We start from the raw sequence: 14,066 nt of genomic DNA on the forward strand, positions 1-14,066 counted from the left end.
AATTTCGCCAAATGAACGCCAGCGCTCCGAACCTTGAACAGATCGACTCGCTCCTGAAATTGGTCGATCGAGAAATCTGGCTAATCACGGCAGCCCACAACGGTCAGCGATCGGGACTAACAGCGACGTGGGTTTCGCAGGTCTCGCTCGATCGCGAACGGCCGGTGTTGCTCGCTGGTTTATCGCCGCGCAATTTCACGACGGAGCTCGTCGAACAGAGTGGACTCTTGGTCGCTCATCTGGTGACGACGGATTTACTTCCACTTGTCTATCGTTTTGCGGCGTCGAGTGGACGAAATGGCGACAAACTGGCCGATGTTCGATTGCTCGATAACGGCGAGAATCTTCCAGTAATTGCCGCAGCGCGGGCGTGGTTGATCTGCCGCGTTTTCAGAAAACTTTCGGCCGGCGATCGCGTCTTTTTTTGGGCCGATGTGATTCAGTCTGGCCAGCAATCGCTCGCCGAATCGGCAGCGCCGTTGCTAAAAGAGCAGGCGTTTATCCAAGCCTTGACGGTCGAGCAGCGAATACATCTAAAGAGCCTGCGCGAAGCAGACGCGCTGGCCTTGCGGCCTGTAGCGGCAAGCTGGCGAGAAAGCGTTTAGCGATTGCCGCTACAGTCGGAAAAATGTAACCAAAACCGCGAACCAGAACTGGTCCGCGGGTATCTTCAACGGTAGAGTTTGTTAGGTTCAAAACGACAGGCACACTCTTTGCTACCAAAAGGCGTAGTGCTGTCCCCTGCCGTTTTGCGGCTCGTCTGGTACCAGCTTTGTTGCTGCATAGCCAGTCGAGTCATGATGATCTCAGGAGGATCCAACTCAGTGCAAAGTCTTGATCGCGCAGCTGGCGTGGCCCGTGAGAAAGTTATTCTCGTCCGGGTCGTTCTCAATCAGGAATCTTCTTCAGAGCAGCCGCTGGCAGAACTCTCCGGCTTGGCCGACACGGCAGGAGCCCGCGTCGTCGGCGAATTGGTGCAACGCCGGGAACAACCCGACATGACCACCTATCTCGGCCGCGGAAAGGTAACCGAGCTAAAGGCCCTTGTCGATCATCATGATGCTGACATGGTCATCTTCGACAACGACCTCAACCCAGCCCAGATCCGCAATCTGGAAGAAGCACTGAAAGTCAAAGTGCTCGACCGGACGGAGTTGATTCTCGATATCTTCGCGACGAGCGCCCGCAGTTACGAATCGCGCCTCGCCGTGGAACTCGCCCAGCTCGAGTACTCGCTGCCGCGACTGAAGCGAATGTGGACACACTTGTCGCGCATCAAGGCCGGCATCGGCATGCGTGGTCCCGGTGAAAAGCAACTCGAAGTCGACCGGCGTCTCGTCGAAAAGCGGATTCACGATCTGCGCGAAGAGCTCCGCGGCATCGAACGCCGCAAGGAACGGCTCGTTGCTTCCCGCCATGATCGCTTGACGGTTTCGCTCGTCGGCTACACCAACGCCGGCAAGAGCACGCTCATGAATACGCTGACTGGCGCGGGAGTGCTCGCTGCCGACAAACTGTTCGCCACGCTCGATACGCGCACGCGTCGTTGGCAACTCGACAACTGGGGCCCGGTGCTCCTCAGCGACACCGTCGGTTTTATTCGCGACCTGCCCCACGGGCTTGTTCACAGCTTTAAAGCCACGCTCGAAGAAGCCCGCCAGGCCGATCTGCTGTTGCACGTGGCCGATGCTTCAAATCCAGAAGTCCTCGAACAGATCTCTGCCGTCTACAAGGTGCTGCAAGAACTGCACATCGAAGAGAAGGATACGCTGCTCGTGCTCAACAAGTGCGATCGCGTTGCCGATCGCGGCGATCTGGCTCGCATCTTTACTCGCTATCCACATGCGATCGCCATCAGCGCTGCGACTGGCGATGGCTTGCGAAATCTGCAAGCCGGCGTGAGCGAGGCGCTCAGCCGTTCGTTCGCCGATCTCGATATCGAAGCGTCTGTGGGCAACGGCCGCTTGCTCGCCGATCTCGCCGCGCACGGCGAAGTCCTCGAGAAGAGTTACACCGACGACAATCGCGTGATCATTCACGCCCGCTTGCCGCAACGACACTTGGGCGTGTTGCGACAGGACGATGTGACCGCCAAGCCGCACGAGACGACGTATCCCGAATCTGTGCATGAACCGGCCAGGCTGAACGTCATCGATCCTATTGAAGAAGTTGCCTAAGCGTGGCATGGCGCACCTTGGCCGGTCAGCGAGTCTTGCTGACCGGCGCTTCGAGCGGCATTGGCCGCGAATTGGCGATTCAACTTGTGGCGCAGGGCACGAAGGTTTTCGCCCTCGCGCGCCGGCGTTCGCGCCTGGAAGAACTCGCGCAGGAAATCAATCAGCCCGAGTTGTTTGCATTTCGTGAATGCGATGTCACGCAACCAGCCGATCGCGAGCAGTCACTTCAAACGTGTATTGAGTGTTTCGGCGGTGTCGACATTCTCATCAACAATGCCGGCAGCGGCGCCATCGGACCGTTTGCCGCCGCCGATGAAGCTCGCTTACGGAAGCTGATGGAAGTCAACTTCTTCGCGCCGGTTGAGTTCATTCGCCTTACGTTGCCCGTACTTCGACAAGGCAACAAACCGCTGATCGTCAACGTCAGTTCGGTTCTAGGCCATCGCGCCGTGCCGCAGAAGTCGGAGTACTGCGCGAGTAAATTCGCGGTGCACGGTTTCAGCGATGCCCTGCGTGCGGAACTCGCGGCCGAAAAGATTGACGTGATGCTCGTTAGTCCAAGCACGACGGAAACAGAGTTCTTCGACAAAGTCACCGGCGATCGACAAAAGCCGCGCGGCCGTTTCGGCGCAAAGTCGCCGGCCTACGTTGCTCGCGCAACGATCCGCGGCATGCAAGCGGGCCGGCACGAGATCATTCTCTCCACCGGGGGCCGCTTGCTCGTTTGGCTCGATCGCCTGTGCCCGCCTCTCGCCGATCGTCTCGTTGCCTGGTGGGGCTAATTCACTCGCCTACGGATTACCTGGCGGCGATGCAATCGGCAAACCAAGTTCCGCTCGCGGTTGTCCACCATCGGCCACCTTCGCCGGCGTCGGTTTCGTCGGATCGATGAAGTCGAACTTCACATTCGGCCGCGAAGGGTTTTGCTTGTTCTCTTCCAGCCAGGCCGTCATCATCCGTCCATCGGGCAACTTTGAAGCCAGCCGCCAACTGTCATCCTGGCGGACGCGCTTGAAACGTTGACCGTTGTCGCCGAAGAGTTGTTCCAAGCGATCGGTGTTGCTCGATAGCAGCAAACTCCCATCGACATCGCGGGTCGCCCACGGCCCTTCGGCTCGATCGGTGAGTTCGCGATACACATCGCGCGGATCGGCGACGCTCAGCGTAGTTTTCTGCTCGCCGACAAACTTCGGCGCTTGCTGATACGCGACCACTTTCGTGCGGAAGTTGCTCTTCAGCTGCGGCGATGTTCGCCGCTGCAGTTTCAGCACCAGCACCATCTCGCGCTGCAGTTGCTCAAGCTCTGGCGAGGTATCCTTCGCCGCGACATACAACGGCTGACGCGCGAGTGGCTCTTTCTGCCAAGCTGCGTAATCATTCGCCAGCGATGTGAAGAACTGATCGACTTGCGGACTCGCGATCTGCGGCTGAAGTTCGCCGCGGCGGTTGATCACCATATTTTCGCCGGCACGTTTGTGTTCCATGCTCACGGCCGACGACTGCAGTACGGCGAAGAAAGCCGGCGTGTGTTCGCTATCGTTTCCTTCGAGCAGAAAACGCACGCGGGCGATCGATTCCTGATGCTGATCTTCGGCCGGCTTGAGGACGTCCTGCTTCAGGCGATTTCCTCGCCACTGCTGACCGCCGATGTTGGCAGTCGTCGGTTCTGGCGCGGCAGTGGCCAGCGTCTCGGCCGACTCTCCTTGCTGAGCGATGTAACTGGCGATCCCTTGGCTGACCCAGCTGGGATATTGAATGTCGAGTTCCGTCGTGCGCAGCAGGGCCAGAACGGTTGCTTCGCGGACTCGCTGGATTTGCTGATCGAGCGGAGGTTGTCCTTTACCTACATGCACAACCAGGTTGCTCTTCAAGCCGACGACGTTGAGGGTCGTCAACGGTTGATCGCGAGCACGCTGCGGATCGCCATCGACCACAATCTGCAACGCGCCAATGCCGAAGTTCGGGTTGCGATGGACCTTTGTGAAGTGGTCGGCGAGAGCGCCTGCTTCCTGCCAGGCCTGCAGTGCTTCGGTCATGGCGTGGCGGGCGTCGTCTGCGTTCGTGTTCGCGATCACAGACATATTGTTATTGTGCAGTTCAAATCCGCGGTGGGTCCAACGCTCTTTGTAGTGCGGCCGATCATTTTCATCGGGAATGCGCGGCCGAATATCTGCCGTGCTGCGATAGACGCGATCTTGAGCAGTCGTCGATTGCAGCGTGCAATTTGCTAGCGGCACCAAGAGTCCCGCGGCGGCCACAGCCTTCAGCCAGCGACGTGTTGATAGCAGTTGGCGCATCGGACACTCCTCTTATACACAGCAGAAAACAGCTTCCCCTCGAATTTATCGGCTGAATCGAGCGTGCGCTTCGCACCGGTTATATGGATCGTTCGCTCCCTGCCGCCAAAGACTAGCCTTCCAGGGTACCCGTACCAACTTCTCGCGTACTCGCCGAAAGTGGTCGCCGCCGGATAAAGCAAACAGCCCTGTTAATCTGTACTATCCGCACAACCCGTGCTTCGCGAATTACCGGCACAATTTCTCAATTGCCGTCTCTGCAGGGTTCGATAGGAATCAGGCAGGGAAGGGCTGCAAATGGCCCCGCGCGTGGATTGGCACGCGATGCCTGCATCAGGGAAGACAACAAGCGTCGTTGCCGGGGAACCTTTCACCGGGTGGCGATGACGCGAGTCAAATAAGGGGGAAGACGATGCTCCGATCGTCGCGTTTTCGTTTGTTGACTGCCACGCTGTGCGCTGCCGGGGTGTTTACCGGACAGCTATTGGGGCAACAGCCCGCCTATCCGCGGCAACAGCTGAGTGGCGCCAAGCCGCAGCTGCAACGGGTAGAGATCGATGCCGCGCCGCTGGCAGTCAAGCCAGGCGTGGAAGCGAAAACCGCCGAGCAGACAAATGATGGGCTCGCGCCGATCGTGTCGTCGGCGAATGTGCCGCGTCCCTCGCGCAGCAAGCCGGCCGCTGCTCCGCAGTTGCCAGCGACGCCGCCGGTCGCAAATGTGAATAAGACAGAAGGCCTGCCGCTGGAAGCAATTCTCGCTCAGCCGACTCCTAATAAGGTCGAGCCAGTTCGTCCAGCTGCGACGACAGGTTTGCCGCCTGGTGCTCCCGCGAGCACGGGGCCTTGGATGCAGGATATTCGGGAGATGATCCGCAGCACGCCGTCGCCCAATGGGGCGCGGAATGCGGTTCAGCCAGCTGCGAACAACGCTGCTTCGCTGAATAAGAATGTCGCGAAGCAAGTTCAATACGAACAGCCTGCGATGCCTGCTGGACCGCCGAAGGAGTTGATCGCGACGCCCATCGGTGGCGCTCAGTCGGCCTTCGCTCCGATTCCGGCCGCGCCGCCGGCTCCGGCTGCTTCGATTCCGTTGCCGCCGTTGCCTGCCGAGATTCAGGCGATGACGCCGCCTGCGGCTTATAGCCAGCCGGCGTTTAGTCCGCCTTCGTTCACGCCTCCGGCTCCTGCGCCGGAAGTGCGGCCGATCGCGCTGCCGGTTCAGCAGTTGGCACCGGCTCCTGCTCCGCAGCAGGCTGTGCTTGCAACTTCGCAGCCGATTTCCCAGCCGAGCGCGCAACCAGCTGCTCCCGCAGTTGCTGCCAAGCCGAAGAAGCTGCAGCATTTGGCGCCGATGAATCCGCAGTACGAAGCGGCAGCTCAGGCTCGCGGCATCGCTCAAGTGCGAGCCGAGAACGCGTTGCCGCCGCTGTCGCCGCCGGGGCAGTTCAACGATTCGCAGCTGACTCCCGCGCCCTCGTATGAACCGGTCGCGCCGGCTCAGCAGCGGCTGCAAGGTCATCCGGTCAACCTGGTGCAACAGCCGGGTGCGTTGCAGCCACCGCCGGCGACCACGCCTGGTCAACAGCCTGTTGATCCGCGGGTCGATGCGATGGCCCGCGCTGGCAGCCCGTTCGAAGTGATCGATGAAACCGGCGCGGTGCAGGTCATGGTTCGTCGCAGCAAGCTGCTTCGCACTAAGGTCGACATCTACCGCACGGCAGTCGTCGACGACTCGATCTGCGAGATCGTGCAGTTCACGCCGCGTGAAGTTTCGATCATCGGCAAGAGCCAGGGTTCGACGCACGTCACCTTCTGGTTCGACGATCCGGCGATGCAGCCGATCACGTATGTGATTCAGGTTGTTCCGGACGTGGCTGCGGTCGTACAGCAAGAGAATACTTACAAAATGCTGCAGGATGTCATCAATGAGATGTTTCCTGATAGCAAGATACAATTGATGATTGTGGCCGATAAACTGATCCTCCGCGGCCAGGCCAAGGACAGCGAAGAAGCTGCTCAGATCGTCGCGCTCGTTCGCAGCCAGACCGGTGGTTTGTCGCAAGGAGCGAATGCGGGCGGCATGGGTGGCGGCCTCAGCGAAGGTGCTGCCGCTCAAGTGCTGAGCGACTCGGCGACTGGTTCTTCTCAACGCTCGCGGTTGCAAGTCATCAACATGATTCGCGTGCCGGGCGTGCAACAAGTCGCGCTGCGGGTGAAGATCGCGGAAATGAATCGCTCGGCCGCTCGCGGCTTCGGCGTCGACGTGAAGGGTCACATCAACTTCACGGACAACACCGATGGCAGCCAGATGTTCCTGCAGTCGATGCTCAACGTCGCTGCCGGTGCTGGTCCTGCCCTGCTCACGCAAGTCGACGGCGACGATATTCAACTCGGTGTGCGTTACCTGCAATCGCATGGCATCATCCGTCTGCTCAGCGAGCCGACGCTGGTGACGATGAGCGGTACGCCGGCCACATTCATCGCCGGTGGTGAGTTCGCGGTGCCGACAATCGTCGGTTCTGCAGGCCTAAATGCGGTCACAACCGACTTCCGCGCCTTCGGTGCGATCATCAGCTTCATGCCGACGGTGATCGATAAGGATCGCATCCGCCTGCAAGTGTCGCCTGAATTCAGCCAGATCAACTCGGCTCTCACGGTCGGCGGCACGCCTGGCCTGAAGGTGCGAGCCGCGACGACGACTGTCGAAATGCGAGAAGGTCAAACGCTGGCGATCGCCGGTTTGCTGGAAGACAATATGAACGGCACGAACGTCGGTGACCTGCCGTTCCTGTCGCGAGTCTTCGGCCGCCGCGACATGAGCCGCAACGAAACGGAACTGCTCATCCTGGTTGCTCCGGAACTGGTGCATGCGATGGAAGCCGAAGAGGTTCCGCCGCTGCCTGGCTTCGATGTAACCGAACCGACGAGTGCCCAGTTCTTCCTGCACGGCCGGTTGGAAGGGAATCCGACCCAGGATTACCGCAGCACGGTCTGGCCGCGTCTGAAGAAACGCTACGGAGCCGGCGGCCCGGCGATGACGAGCGGACCTTTCGGTCACGGACAGTAAGACAGGAAGTTCTGAGTTTTGAGTTCTGAGTTCTGAGACAAAAAAGTTCTCAGAACTCAGCCATCACTCAGAAAGACACTTACTCCTGTCTCAGAACTCCAAATTTAAAACTCAGAACTACCTCACTCCAACCCGCCGAGTGATTCCCATGAAACACACGATACTCATCCTCAGCTTGATCGCAGCTTCGCTCTCCGGCTGTGCCTGGAACGACTTTGATCAGTGTGGTGGCAACCAGCGAGTGATGCACGGCAATCACCAGTCGCAGAAGTGGGCACGCAAGTACGGTGCGCCGCACGACCGGCCGTTCCCGATCGGCCAGGTGAGCGATTCGTTCTGGGAAACCCAGCAAACGAACGCCGAAGCGGCCGACTTCACGTTCTACGACCACGAGTTCCGCGGCGACACGGCTGAACTCGGCCCGGGCGCCAAGCGACACCTCGAGATGGTGGCGATGCGACTGGAACACGCGCCGTTCCCGATCGTGATCGAACAAAGCCAATACAACGCCAAGCCGCAACTCGACGCCGCCCGCCGGCAAACGATCGTGATGCACCTGAACCGCATGGGCGTGACGAACGCCGACGAGCGAGTGGTGGTCGCGGGCGCCTTCGCGGAAGGCTTCACGGCGATCGAGGGAGAACGCGCCTACTACAACGGCATCCTCGGCAACAGCGGCGGCGGCGCTGGCCGCCGCTTCGGCGGCACCGGCGGCGTCTATCGGTAGTCCGACTCAGCAAATTGATGAGTGGTTGGGTCTGTTCGCAGTTCCAGCCCCTCACCCCAACCCTCTCCCCGGAGTACCGAGGAGAGGGAGCAAGAGCTTAGACGAAGATCTCATTCAACACCTTCCCACCAATCACACTGGCGCGTTCGTCGCGACCGTCGTGGAGGAAGGTGAGGGCTTCTTCGTTGATGCCCATCAGGTGCAAGATGGTCGTGTGCAGATCGCGCACGTGAGCAAAGCCATCGGTCGCCCAGAGGCCGATTTCGTCGGTCGCGCCGAAGCGGAAGCCGGGCTTCACACCGCCGCCGGCCATCCAGGTGGTGAAACCGAACGGATTGTGATCGCGGCCGTTGCCGCTTTCACTCATCGGCGTGCGGCCAAATTCGCCGCCCCAGACGACGAGCGTGCTATCGAGCAGGCCGCGACGCTTCAGATCGGTTAGCAGGGCGGCGATTGGCTTGTCGGTCTCGGCGCAGTTGGCTTCGTGGTTGGTGTCGAGATTGGCGTGGGCATCCCACTGCGTGCCGCTACCCATGTAGAGCTGCACAAATCGCACGCCGCGCTCGACGAGTCGCCGCGCGAGCAAGCAGTTGCGAGCGTTCCGCTGCGTCGTCTCGTTTTCCATGCCGTACATGGCGAGGGTCGCCGGCGTTTCGTCCGATAGATCGGCGACTTCCGGCGCGCTCGATTGCATGCGGAAGGCGAGCTCGTATGACGCAATGTGAGCATCGAGACGATCGTCGCCACGACGTTTCTCGGCAAACCGCTTGCTTAGGCTGTTGATGAAATCGATCTTGCCGCGTTGCTGATCGTCGCTCACGCCCGAGGGAGCATTGGCGTACAGGATCGGAGTTTTGCCAGTGGCCAGGCGAGTGCCCTGGTAGGTCGCCGGCATGAAGCCGCTGTTCCAGTTCTGATTGCCACCCGGCGGATCGGTGGCGTAGTCGGTCAGCACGACGTAGCCCGGCAGATCGGCGTTCTCACTGCCGAGACCGTACATGGCCCACGAGCCGAGCGACGGCCGGCCGGCGATCTGGCTGCAGGTGTTCATCTGGCAGACCGCGTTGACGTGCGTCAGCCCTTCCGACTGGCAGCCTTGCAGCAGGCAAATATCGTCAGCATGGCGAGTCAATTCGGGGCAGAGATCGCTGATCCAGTGGCCCGAGTCACCGTATTGCTTGAACTTACGCGATGATGCGAGGAGGGGCGTATTGGCCGTCACCCCCATCGCCGTTTGCGGCTTTTTGAACGACGACGGCAGCGGCTTGCCGGCATACTTCGTGAGCGCCGGCTTGGGGTCGAACATGTCGATGTGGCTCGGCCCGCCATCCATGAAGAGCCAGATTACGCTCTTGGCACGGATCTCGTGGTGCGGCTTTTTGGGTGCCAGCGAGTGAATGGTCTTCTTACCAGCCGCTTGTGACTCTTGCGCGAGGAGCGAAGCCAACGCGAGAGCACCGAGACCGCCACCGGCCTGACGGAGAAAATCGCGACGCGAAGTAGCTGGCATGAAATCCATACTTAATCAACGTAGACAAACTCAGCAGAGTTCATCAGCGATTGGCAAAAATCGACGATGGCAGCGGCTTGAGCGGGCGAATATCCGGCGGGAAGTGGATCGGGCAAGGTCTTCGCATCGGGGCTGCCGTGCTGAGCAATGCGCTGCGATTGTTCGCGAAGGAACGTCAATGCGGCTTGCAGTTCGGCAGGCTCCGGCGAGCGATTGAAAACACGGTCGTACGCTTGCGTGACGATTTCAACGGGCGTTCCCTTGGTTTCGATCAACAGATCGCCAGCCATGTGGCGGGATGTGTTGCGGAGGAATTCGCCGTTGAGCAGCAGCAGCGCCTGCGGAGCGCCGATGGTGGATGGCCGGGCCGCACAGGGGGTAACGCGGTTGGGATGATCGAACGAGGCGAACAGAGGGTACTGCAGGTTGCGTTTGACGAACAAGTAAACGCTGCGGCGGACGTGAGCGCTGGCCTGAGCGGATGGCTGCCAAGCGTAGCGATCGCCCTGAACGGCTTCGGGCAATTCGGGCATTACGGCGGGGCCGTACATTTGCGGGCTGGTGTCTTCGGCAGCGATCAGGGCAGCATCGCGGAGCGACTCGGCGTCGCGGCGCCGCAGCGGGGCGTGCCAGAGCAGGTCGTTTTCGGGATCAACTTTTTCGGCTTGTTCAAAATGGCCGTTCTGCTCGGCGATCGATGACTGCCGATAAACGTGCGACGAAACAATCTGGCGATGAACATCCTTCAGTTGCCAGTTGTCCATGACGAGCGAGGCGGCCAGGTGATCGAGCAGTTGCGGGTTGGTCGCGCTTTCGCCCATCACGCCAAAATTGTTCGGCGTGCCGACAATGCCCGTGCCGAAGTAGTGTTGCCAGAGGCGGTTGACCATCACGCGGGCGGTCAGCGGATGATTTGGCTGCGTGAGCCAGCGGGCCAGCGCGGCGCGACGGCCAGTGCTATTGGGGCGGTCGAGCGGCGGCGTGATGTGCGGCGATTCCTTGGAAAGGACTGCCAGGAAACCAGGCTGCACTTCCTCACCGGGCTTTTTGTAATCGCCACCTTCGAGGCAATGCGTCGCTGGCGCGCGTGAACCAACGTCGGCTGCGGCCATGGCGATGGGCAGCGGCTGCGGCCGGACGTTATCAAAGGCCGACAGTTGCTTCATCAGGTCTTCGTACTCCGCTCGCTTGTCTTCCGGCAGGCGACGGAACATACGGGCATAACTACGTTGCAGTTGCTTGCCGGCGAGAGCGGCCAATTGCTGAGCGCGGGGCTCGCGTTTTTCGACGGGCAACTTCAGCGCGGCTTGAGTCTCGTCATCGAAGCCGGGGACCAGTTCCTCGAAGACCACCGGCCGATAGACGTCGGTCATCGCGTCCATTTTCTGGCGGAGCTTTTCGGTGGCATCTTCCCAGGCATCGAGATCGTGCTCGTACTTCAGATCTTGTTCGCTGCCGTCGACGATCAGTTCTTTTTCTTGCTGCACGAGCGGCGCAAAGAAAGCCTGCAGTTGAAAGTATTCGCGCTGCGAAATGGGATCGAATTTGTGATCGTGGCAGCGGGCGCAACCCACGGTCAGGCCGAGGAAACTTTGGCCCACGACATCGGTGATGTCGTCGAGCATTTCCTGGCGGATCTGGCGATAGTCGCTGCCATTGATTTCTTCCGGCGGCAAACGCAGGAAACCGGTGGCGACTTGCGCATCGGAGTTGTTCGGTGCCAGTTCATCGCCGGCGATCTGCTGCTGCAAAAACTTGTCGTAAGGCAGATCGCTGTTGAAGGCGCGAATCACATAGTCGCGATAGCGATACGCATTGAAGCGAGTGCGGTCCAGTTTGAAGCCGTCGGTATCGGCGTAGCGAACGACGTCGAGCCAGTGCTGAGCCCAGCGTTCACCGAAACCGGGGCTGTTCAACAGCCGATCGACGACTTGTTCGTAGGCATCGGGCGATTGGTTGGCGAGGTATTCATCGCATTCTTCCGGCGTTGGCAGCGAGCCGGTGAGATCGAAGGTCACGCGGCGGATCAGCGTGAGGCGATCGGCGGTCGGCGCCAGATCAAAGCCCTTCTTCAGTTGCTCGGCCAGGACGAAGCTATCGATGCTGACATCGGCTTCGATGTGCGTAGCAGTCGGCGGCATCTTCGGCGCCTTCAGCGGCGTGAAGGGCCAATCTTCGGCCGAGGCCAGGTTAGCTGCAGCTAGCAACGCGCAGCAGAAGATGGTTGCGCTCGAAGCGCACGACACCAGCCAGCGGACGGGCAGGACGCGAGGGAATGTCGGCATGGGAGGGAGAGGGAGGCGGGATGCGGTCACATATTCCATGACGCCGAAGCGCCGAGTGAGCAACCCAGGTCCGAATCAGTACGCAACCGCGCACAATCGTTGGCGAGAGTTCGAGCGGGACGCAAGCAGGACAACAACACTCTTAGCTTATTGAGTCGCCATCCCAAGTCAAGCAAGATTAGTGCCTTTTGCGGCGGTCGGCACACCGCCGCTAACGTCTTCGAAAGCCGCACGGGTCTTTGTGCGGATTGGCAAAACCTTGAGGTCGGCCGGACCGTTACGCCTGCTTCGGCACGACGGTGGCAATCATCCGCTTTTGCTGCTGCGACGGCGGCGATTCGAGTTTGCCGACTTCCAGCAGTTTGGTGATGACCTGGTCCATGACCTTCCGGCCTTCGTCGATGTGGGCCAGTTCGCGGCCGCGGAAGATAACGGAAACCTGCACCTTATCTTTGTGCTCGAGGAAACCGATCGCTTGCTTGACCTTGAAATCGATATCGTGATCGCCGGTCTTGGGGCGAAGACGGATTTCCTTCAGCTTGGGATGGTGAACCGTGTGGCTCGACTTCTTATTCTGCTGATACTTGAACTTGCCGTAGTCCATGATGCGGCAGACAGGAGGCCGATCGTTCGGCGCCACTTCCACAAGATCGAGGTCTGCCTCACGGGCTTTGGCGAGAGCGCTGTCGACGGGCAAGATGCCCAACTGAGAGCCATCGGCTCCGATCACGCGCACGGGAGAGATACGAATCTGCTCGTTAATACGAGTCTTCTGGTCGGCTGGTGGGATCGCGGCACCCTTTCTAATCGGGAAAAAACACAGCCGCCGCTCGCACGTTTGCGGGCGAATCCGGCTGTAAGAAATACATCGCACCTACGTTCAACTTACGACATCGCCGCGGGAGCTGATTGCTGTTTCCCGCCAGCATGCCGTAAGGTGTTACTAGTGTTGCGATTGTGACGAGAGAAGTCAATAGTCAGTTGACGCCAATTGCAACGCCTTGGGCGGCAATTCGTGACCAGACTTAATCGCTAGACTTAATCATCGTCGCCGTAGTCGCCACATTCGACCGAAATCGGATTTGAAGCGATCCGGCCGACTTCGTCGAGCGTGCGGCGCTGTCCCACACTGTGCCAAGGTCCCACTTCCTTGAGCTCGGGCATGATTTCGAGCAGCTGCTCGATCAGATTTTCTGCCATTCGGCGGGCATTGATATTCGGCGCGTCTTCGAGCAACGCAGCCGCGGTTTTCATCAGGCGGACCATGCGGGCCCGTTCCATCACGGGGCGCGAGAGCGGTTCGTCGTTCTCGACGAGCAGCTCTTGCACTGGCACTTCCAGCGCGGCTTGCCAGCGATAGAGATCGCTCAGCCGCAGGTCGCTGGTCGATTGCTCTTGCGCACGAATGGTGCGCACATCGAGCCCCAGATGCCGCGACGCGGTGCGCAGCGACATCCCTTGCTGAAGCCTGACTTCTTGAATGCGATGCAGGGGCTGTCCTGGCGCGTTTCCTGTACGCGTCGGTTCTGATCCGTCGTAACGAACCACGCTCCACTCCGCAGTCGACATACCATGCTCCTTACTGCGCCGGGACGAAGGAATCTGTTCCTGCGATCTACGGCAAAATCGCACTGCGTATTTGCAGTAGCGAAGCTGACGGATCATTCCATCAGCCGGGCGCAAAGGTAGTGACAAAACCTGGCCCTCGTGAAATGGATGCGCGCCCGTCACCGCGCGTTCCCTTTTCAGAGTGGATTTTCCCCAGTCCGCAGAAAAAGTTGTCAAAAATCGGAAACCAAATGCGCAATAACGTTGACACGCATTTGCCGAGCGGCAGCCTGCGACGCAGCTAACTCGTGATGATTTCGTTGGTTGCGAAAGCACGTTTTGAACTGGCTTTTCGCTAGGCCGTTTTGGACGGAACTTTGCGCCGAAAAAGCAGCGCCAACTCGCCAGCATCACCTGCCGACGCGCCGCGACTATAATCAGCGATTCCCCTCCGC

10 protein-coding genes are annotated in these 14,066 nt (G+C 59.8%); 5 read left to right on the forward strand and 5 right to left on the reverse strand.

Annotation, left to right across the window (positions count from 1 at the left end; all coding sequences use genetic code 11):
* Nucleotides 1–11 precede the first annotated feature (11 nt).
* The 3 genes from M9Q49_RS20745 to M9Q49_RS20755 all read left to right on the forward strand — a co-directional run bounded on the left by M9Q49_RS20745 (nucleotide 12) and on the right by M9Q49_RS20755 (nucleotide 2,959).
* The gene (locus M9Q49_RS20745) at nucleotides 12–605 is read left to right on the forward strand and encodes a flavin reductase family protein (RefSeq protein WP_254510745.1); all 594 of its coding nucleotides are present in this window, start codon (nucleotides 12–14) and stop codon (nucleotides 603–605) included.
* A 219-nt stretch (nucleotides 606–824) separates the two neighbouring features.
* The gene (gene hflX / locus M9Q49_RS20750; RefSeq protein WP_254510746.1) at nucleotides 825–2,177 is read left to right on the forward strand and encodes a GTPase HflX; all 1,353 of its coding nucleotides are present in this window, start codon (nucleotides 825–827) and stop codon (nucleotides 2,175–2,177) included.
* 2 nt (nucleotides 2,178–2,179) lie between these two features.
* The gene (locus M9Q49_RS20755) at nucleotides 2,180–2,959 is read left to right on the forward strand and encodes an SDR family NAD(P)-dependent oxidoreductase (protein WP_254510747.1); all 780 of its coding nucleotides are present in this window, start codon (nucleotides 2,180–2,182) and stop codon (nucleotides 2,957–2,959) included.
* A 9-nt stretch (nucleotides 2,960–2,968) separates the two neighbouring features.
* On the opposite strand, the gene M9Q49_RS20760 is transcribed toward M9Q49_RS20755, so the two are convergent.
* Nucleotides 2,969–4,474 (reverse strand): hypothetical protein, encoded by a 1,506-nt coding sequence (locus tag M9Q49_RS20760; RefSeq protein WP_254510748.1) that lies wholly within the window; start codon nucleotides 4,472–4,474, stop codon nucleotides 2,969–2,971.
* Between the two features lie 412 nt (nucleotides 4,475–4,886).
* Between M9Q49_RS20760 and M9Q49_RS20765 the strand changes: the two genes are divergently transcribed.
* Both M9Q49_RS20765 and M9Q49_RS20770 read left to right on the forward strand, forming a co-directional pair.
* Nucleotides 4,887–7,541, forward strand: a complete 2,655-nt coding sequence (locus M9Q49_RS20765) for a type II and III secretion system protein family protein (RefSeq protein WP_254510749.1) — start codon at nucleotides 4,887–4,889, stop codon at nucleotides 7,539–7,541.
* Nucleotides 7,542–7,689: 148 nt separating this feature from the next.
* Nucleotides 7,690–8,268, forward strand: coding sequence for a hypothetical protein (locus M9Q49_RS20770; protein ID WP_254509678.1), 579 nt, complete (start codon nucleotides 7,690–7,692; stop codon nucleotides 8,266–8,268).
* A gap of 97 nt (nucleotides 8,269–8,365) precedes the next feature.
* Here M9Q49_RS20770 and M9Q49_RS20775 read toward each other — a convergent pair whose 3' ends face one another.
* The 4 genes from M9Q49_RS20775 to M9Q49_RS20790 form a co-directional block, all read right to left on the reverse strand.
* Nucleotides 8,366–9,778: a DUF1501 domain-containing protein gene (locus tag M9Q49_RS20775; RefSeq protein ID WP_254510750.1), complete on the reverse strand. Its 1,413-nt coding sequence runs from the start codon at nucleotides 9,776–9,778 to the stop codon at nucleotides 8,366–8,368.
* A gap of 11 nt (nucleotides 9,779–9,789) precedes the next feature.
* Nucleotides 9,790–12,063, reverse strand: coding sequence for a DUF1549 and DUF1553 domain-containing protein (locus M9Q49_RS20780; RefSeq protein ID WP_254510751.1), 2,274 nt, complete (start codon nucleotides 12,061–12,063; stop codon nucleotides 9,790–9,792).
* Nucleotides 12,064–12,340: 277 nt separating this feature from the next.
* Nucleotides 12,341–12,928: a translation initiation factor IF-3 gene (gene infC / locus M9Q49_RS20785; RefSeq protein ID WP_390844834.1), complete on the reverse strand. Its 588-nt coding sequence runs from the start codon at nucleotides 12,926–12,928 to the stop codon at nucleotides 12,341–12,343.
* Between the two features lie 173 nt (nucleotides 12,929–13,101).
* Nucleotides 13,102–13,632: a helix-turn-helix domain-containing protein gene (locus tag M9Q49_RS20790; protein ID WP_254510753.1), complete on the reverse strand. Its 531-nt coding sequence runs from the start codon at nucleotides 13,630–13,632 to the stop codon at nucleotides 13,102–13,104.
* Nucleotides 13,633–14,066 lie beyond the last annotated feature (434 nt).

This window comes from Anatilimnocola floriformis, from assembly GCF_024256385.1.
Lineage (GTDB): Bacteria > Planctomycetota > Planctomycetia > Pirellulales > Pirellulaceae > Anatilimnocola > Anatilimnocola floriformis.

Coding starts and splice junctions, on each gene's coding strand:
- M9Q49_RS20745 (WP_254510745.1), top strand. CDS start 12: ATGAACGCCAGCGCTCCGAACCTTGAACAGATCGACTCGCTCCTGAAA.
- M9Q49_RS20790 (WP_254510753.1), bottom strand. CDS start 13,632: ATGTCGACTGCGGAGTGGAGCGTGGTTCGTTACGACGGATCAGAACCG.
- M9Q49_RS20775 (WP_254510750.1), bottom strand. CDS start 9,778: ATGCCAGCTACTTCGCGTCGCGATTTTCTCCGTCAGGCCGGTGGCGGT.
- M9Q49_RS20770 (WP_254509678.1), top strand. CDS start 7,690: ATGAAACACACGATACTCATCCTCAGCTTGATCGCAGCTTCGCTCTCC.
- M9Q49_RS20765 (WP_254510749.1), top strand. CDS start 4,887: ATGCTCCGATCGTCGCGTTTTCGTTTGTTGACTGCCACGCTGTGCGCT.
- M9Q49_RS20780 (WP_254510751.1), bottom strand. CDS start 12,063: ATGCCGACATTCCCTCGCGTCCTGCCCGTCCGCTGGCTGGTGTCGTGC.
- M9Q49_RS20760 (WP_254510748.1), bottom strand. CDS start 4,474: ATGCGCCAACTGCTATCAACACGTCGCTGGCTGAAGGCTGTGGCCGCC.